This is a genomic window from Moorena sp. SIO3I6 (assembly GCF_010672095.1).
The window spans coordinates 1-5,487 of sequence record NZ_JAAHHU010000300.1 but is presented as its reverse complement, the minus strand read 5'-3'; the positions used below and the strand labels follow the sequence as shown (position 1 = coordinate 5,487).

The following is a 5,487-nucleotide window of genomic DNA, read 5'->3' as shown; positions in this document are numbered from 1 at the left end:
GGGTCGAGCCATTCAATTTATGCCCTTGTTTCCTCTCGAAGATGACAATGTTAGGCGCTTAATACCCACGACGATAAAGTATACGACTGCGTTGTTCGGTCGTTCCTTGGCATCGGATTTCATGCATTTTCATCGCATCGAACCTAGCTTAGCAGCCCTCAATTGGTCTGGAGAGAAGACGCTGTTTGTACACAATGACATTGCCAAGCAGATGAATCCTGCAACGGGTAATAATGGCATTCTTTGGCAGCGTTTTTCTGCAAGCTATTTTGCCCTCGAACGCTTACTGGTGAAGCAATTTAGCCAAATTTTTTCCTGCAATACTGAATCAGCTAAGTTTTATCAACAGCGTTATCCAGCGATCGCAAATCGTGTTGCTTACCTGAAAAACACCGTTGATGAGGAGGTGTTCTATGCCCTAGACCAAAAGGAACGAGAACAAAGACGCAAAGCTCTAGCACAGGAGCATAATTTGCCTGAACAGACCCGTTTTATCCTCTTCGCCGGTCGTCTGCATCCTCAAAAAGACCCGATGTTACTGATACGGGCAATGGCAGGTTTATATATTGCCAATGTTCACTTACTGATTGCTGGGGATGGGGAGTTAAAAGATGAACTCCGTGGTGAAATTTGCTTTCTTGGGTTGTCTAACCGAGTGACTATGCTCGGAGCAGTAGGTCAACAAAAACTAGCAAACTTATACCGTGTCTGTAGTGTCTTTGTTTTGAGTAGCGTTTACGAGGGACTGCCCTTGACTGTCCTTGAGGCTCTCGCCTGTGGGACACCTGTAGTGACTACGAATTGTGGTGAAACCCCCAAATTTCTCGGTGCTGACAGTGGGATTGTTTGCAAAGAGCGTACCAAAGTTGCGATCGCAGATGCTTTGGGTACAATCCTGCACCATCCAGAGAATTATCCAGCCTCCTCCTGTGTGCGCACGGCTCAACCCTATAGTGCTCGCACAGTTGTCACGAGTGTTTATGAGCAAATGCTACACCGTGCTCACCAACGGTCTCTGTAATCTCTGTCTAATCGGCTGCCTTTAATCAAGATAGAGCAGTCAAACTTACATACTCAGGATGTCATCACCACTTCATTCGTCTGCCGAAGAGTATTGTAAAAGAGGAAACTAGAAGTAATGAAAATTGCTGTAATTGGAGCCAAAGGAGTACCTGTTAAGCAAGGTGGCATTGAACGTTACTGCACAGAACTCTATCCCAGAATGGTTGCCCAAGGTCATTCGGTAGACCTATTTGCACGCTCGTCTTACACCAAGTCTACCGGTTTTTCATCCTCTGACTACAAAGGTGTTCGAGTAATCTCTCTACCCTCGATACGCTTGAGAGGAATAGATGCTTTTGCTAATGCTGCCCTGGCAGCGATTATCTCCAGTGGCAAACGCTACGATATCATTCATTTCCATGCCCTAGGTCCAGCTGTGTTCTCCTGGCTCTCCAGAATTGCCTCTTCTGCAAAGATTGTGGTTACCTGTCAGGGATTGGACTGGCAACGAGCCAAGTGGGGGAAATGGTCGAGTGGGTTAATTCGTTTGGGGGAGAGGAACGCGGTCTACTCTGCCCATGAGTTAGTGGTAGTCTCACAAGCACTCCAAAATTACTTTCTCAACACCTATAGCAAAAATACAATCAATATTCCCAATGCTCCAGGGATTTACCCAGAGTCAGACCCCAAATTTCCCTATGGTAAATTCCTAGGTCTAAACCCGGGGCGTTACATTCTGTTCTTGGGCAGGCTTGTACCGGAAAAACGACCTGATCTACTCATCAAAGCTTTCCAACGGCTCAAATCTAACGGTTGGAAACTGGTGATTGCTGGTGGTGATAGTGACACTCATAACTACATCGCCAACCTACATGAGTTGGCAGGCACAAATCAAGACGTGTTATTCGTTGGTGAACTCTATGGAAGTCGCTTAGCCGAGATTGTTCGGGGGGCAGGGTTGTTTGTTCTGCCTTCGGATTTAGAAGGATTACCGCTGGTGATGCTAGAGGCAATGCAAGAAGGGATTCCAGTGCTCGCTAGTGATATCCCTCCCCATCAGCAATTGATTGGTCAAGAACGAGGTCTACTGTTCCGAGCAGGAGACGTAGACTCTTGTGTCCAAGCTCTAGAAAGGGCGATCCGCCAACCTCAAAAGTTAGCGGACATGGCAAAGAAGGCACAAGACCATGTAGCCACTTACTATAACTGGGACAAAATTACTGCTGATAACTTGAGACTGTATCAAAAACTCTGTGCGTCCTCTGATGCCAAATTCAGTGTCACGCTCCCCTTTTTCAAGAACCAGTAAAACTACAGAGTTTCGTCAACGTTATGGACACAAGCCTTTCATCACTACCATTAGCCTTAAAGCGGCGGCTTTTGCCAGCCCTTGTTACCTTTACATCCGTAATTGGTGGAGCGATTGCCTATTTGGTTGTTACCCCACCAGTGTACCAAGTGAAAGCACGGCTGATGCTGGACAATAAAAAGGTGAGTGTATCTGAGTTGGGTGACAACCTCAGCCAAGTCCCTGCTAATACACCCGGTGGAGCTGACCCAATCGCAACTCAAGCAGAACTAGTGGGGTCAGAACGGGTTCTTCAGGGAGCACTTGACGAGATTGCTCTACTCGGCAGTTCACCAGAAGGACTGACCATAGACAAACTCCGTGAGGATTTAAAGGTAAAAATTGTGCCTGCTACCAATATTCTTGAGCTGAGCTATCAGGGTCAAAATCCAGAATTGGCAACCACGGTGCTCAATGCTGTCGCCAACGCAATGGTTACTGAAAGTGCTGAAGGGATTCGTTCAGAAGCTAAAGCTGTGCGGGAATTTTTGGAGAAAGAAGTACCATTACGGCGTTTGGAGGTAGCAGCAGCAGAAGCAGCGTTAAACAAATTTAAACAGACCACTGGTTTAGTTTCTCCCGAGGAACAAACACAACTCTTAGTCAGGAGTTTAGCTACTTTAGAAGACCAAGAACGTGCTGTGTCTATTCAACTCCAAGACGCTAAAACCCGTAGCCAAGAACTCCAGACAATAACCAGTCTGAATAATACTCAGAATGCTTACATTGCTGGACGCATTGGTCAAGATCAAGAACTCCAAGCCTTACGAGCTCAGCTAGTAGATTTGGATCGGGAGTTAGCCAAAATGCGATCGCGTCTAACTGATCAGAATCCAGCGGTGATATCACTGGTTCAGGAGCGGTATGAACTCCTTACCCTCTACAATCAAAAACTGTCTCGTCTGTTGCCCACTAATCAGCTCACTAATCAGCCCACTAATCAGCTCACTAATCAAATTATTCCCCCTGGTGATGTGGCCTCTGATCAGTTGAGCCAGGACTTTACCTCTAGATTTATTTTAGCTGAAACAGAACGGTCGGTACTGGAACAAAAGCTCTACCTAGTGCAGACTGAGCGCATTAAACTCCAGAATCGTCTTGGTCAAATACCAGTTCTAGGGCAACCCTTTGCTACCTTAGTTCGCCGACAAGACGAAGCAATTGCCTCTCTTAAACTCCTCCAAAACAAACTGGAAGAAGCACGGATTGCAGAAGCCCAACTAGTTAACAATATTCAAATTATTGAGCGGGCAAAACTTCCTTCATCACCCAAGGAACCCAATCCAAAAGTGGTGCTGGTGATTGCTACTGCTGCTGGAATTGCCCTAGCTGTCGGTATGGTGCTGCTGCTGGAGGTGATGGATAATACCCTAAACGATGCCTCGGAAGCGGAGGCACTGCTGAAGCTGCCTAGGCTGGGGGTATTACCGAAGATACCTGCTCAGGCACTCAGTCTTAAGCAACCGAACCGATTCTTAGCAGATATGAGGTTAATCGAGCCTTACCGCCTGCTTCTGACAACCATGGAGTTGCGTGCTCAGAAGAGGTTACAGCTGATTGTGGTCAGCAGTGCTGTTTCCGGAGAGGGTAAGTCAGTGGTAGCTTCCCACTTGGCTGCGGTTTCAGCAAGATTTTCCCGGCGGACATTGATTATTGATGGCGACTGGCGTCACCCAATGCAGCACTATTTCTTTGGCTTACCCCCTCAGCCAAAGGTTACAGATGTGATTGACAGCAATCAAACCTGGCTCGAAGCGGTGCAACCCACAGCGATCCCCAACCTTTCAATTTTGACCTGTAGTGACCTGCCCTCTGGTCCGGCTACCTTCCTACACTCACAGGTGATGAAGTCTATTTTGGCAGCAGCCGCAGATCATTATGACCTAGTGATTGTAGACACGCCACCAGTTAGTAGTTTTGCTGATGCCCATACTTTTAGTCGCTATAGTGATGGATTGGTGATAGTCACACGTCCCAACTTTACCCAGAAAGATATGCTACTACAGACAGTATCCGAATTGAAAGAGAGTAGCACTCCCATACTGGGGTTTGTTGTCAATGGGATAAGCGATCGCACTCAACAGTACTATTCCGATTCCTTCGATAGTTACCAGCTTCAATCCCAATCCAGGCAGACCCATGGCAAAGAAGCCAGCAATAATAATTGTGCTCTTGTATCCAGGGGGGTTGATCATGCAGATTCATAACCCCTGGCATCGTTCCTCTGCTCTGACCTTTTGGCTGGGACTGGCAGGTGTGCCCATTGGTCTAGCCGTTGGCTTACTCGCAGGTACTCAGCCCCGTTTGCTTGGTTTAGGGTTGGTGGCAGTAGCGGTGATGGTCTACTTCTTTGCCCGATTTGAGCAAGCCGTACTGGGACTATTGATCTTGCGTAGTTGTCTCGATCCGTTTTCAGATCAACAGGTACCAGCAGCTTTTGCGATCGGACTCGACGGCTTGACTTTGCTTTATGTGACAGTGATGTTACTGAGGGGGCAAACTGTACGCACCGATAAGTTTTGGTGGTTCTTTGCTGGTTGGGTGATGCTACAAGGCTTGTGGGTGATACTTTTGCCTCTGGGAGGGCTGGGGCTAGATGCTTCGTTTTTGCTAGGAAGCATCCGTGAGTGGATACGTCTATTTTCTTGGCTAATGGTCTACTTGCTGGTAATGCAACTCAAGGACAGGCTTCCACCTAAGCAAGTTGTCTACGGGCTGTTTTGGGCTCTGCTCTTACCAGTTACAGTAGCGTTGCTCCAGATGTTATTGCCTTCGGTTTTACCTCCCTTTTTCGCTCCTCACGGCGGTCACTCCACCGGCATAGAAGAAGTATCTCGCATCAAAGGGACTATTGGTCACCCTAACGGCTTTGTAACCTGGTTATTGCTGTTCATGGGTCTGACCTATTGGAGGCTAACCCAGTCAAATCCACGCTGGATCTGGATGCTATTGCTGGGTTTACTTACCCTTTTGTATGTGAGTACTAAGGCTCTATTTGGTTTGATGATGCTTGGTACCTTTATTGTGGTTTTAATCGCCCCTAGATTGAGCATAGTCAACCTAATCGGTGGCATAGTTGTGTTTGTCGGTATTATCATCTTGTTTGGTAGCTCAGAGTTTGGTCAAGAACGTCTCGG

General features: G+C 47.3%; 3 protein-coding genes and 1 pseudogene. All 4 read left to right on the top strand.

The genetic code is table 11. The annotated features are described in order from the left end of the window. Nucleotides 1-1,021, top strand: a 1,021-nt coding sequence (locus tag F6K49_RS34600; protein WP_293103942.1) for a glycosyltransferase family 4 protein, incomplete at its 5' end; no start/stop codon positions are given. A 117-nt stretch (nucleotides 1,022-1,138) separates the two neighbouring features. Continuing rightward, nucleotides 1,139-2,311, top strand: a complete 1,173-nt coding sequence (locus F6K49_RS34595) for a glycosyltransferase family 4 protein (RefSeq protein WP_293103939.1) — start codon at nucleotides 1,139-1,141, stop codon at nucleotides 2,309-2,311. 23 nt (nucleotides 2,312-2,334) lie between these two features. After that, on the top strand, nucleotides 2,335-4,557 hold the full coding sequence (locus F6K49_RS34590; RefSeq protein WP_293103936.1) for a polysaccharide biosynthesis tyrosine autokinase: 2,223 nt from the start codon (nucleotides 2,335-2,337) through the stop codon (nucleotides 4,555-4,557). Then, a pseudogene (locus tag F6K49_RS34585) lies at nucleotides 4,544-5,487 on the top strand (polymerase); the annotation flags it as partial. The gene F6K49_RS34590 and the pseudogene F6K49_RS34585, both read left to right, overlap by 14 nt.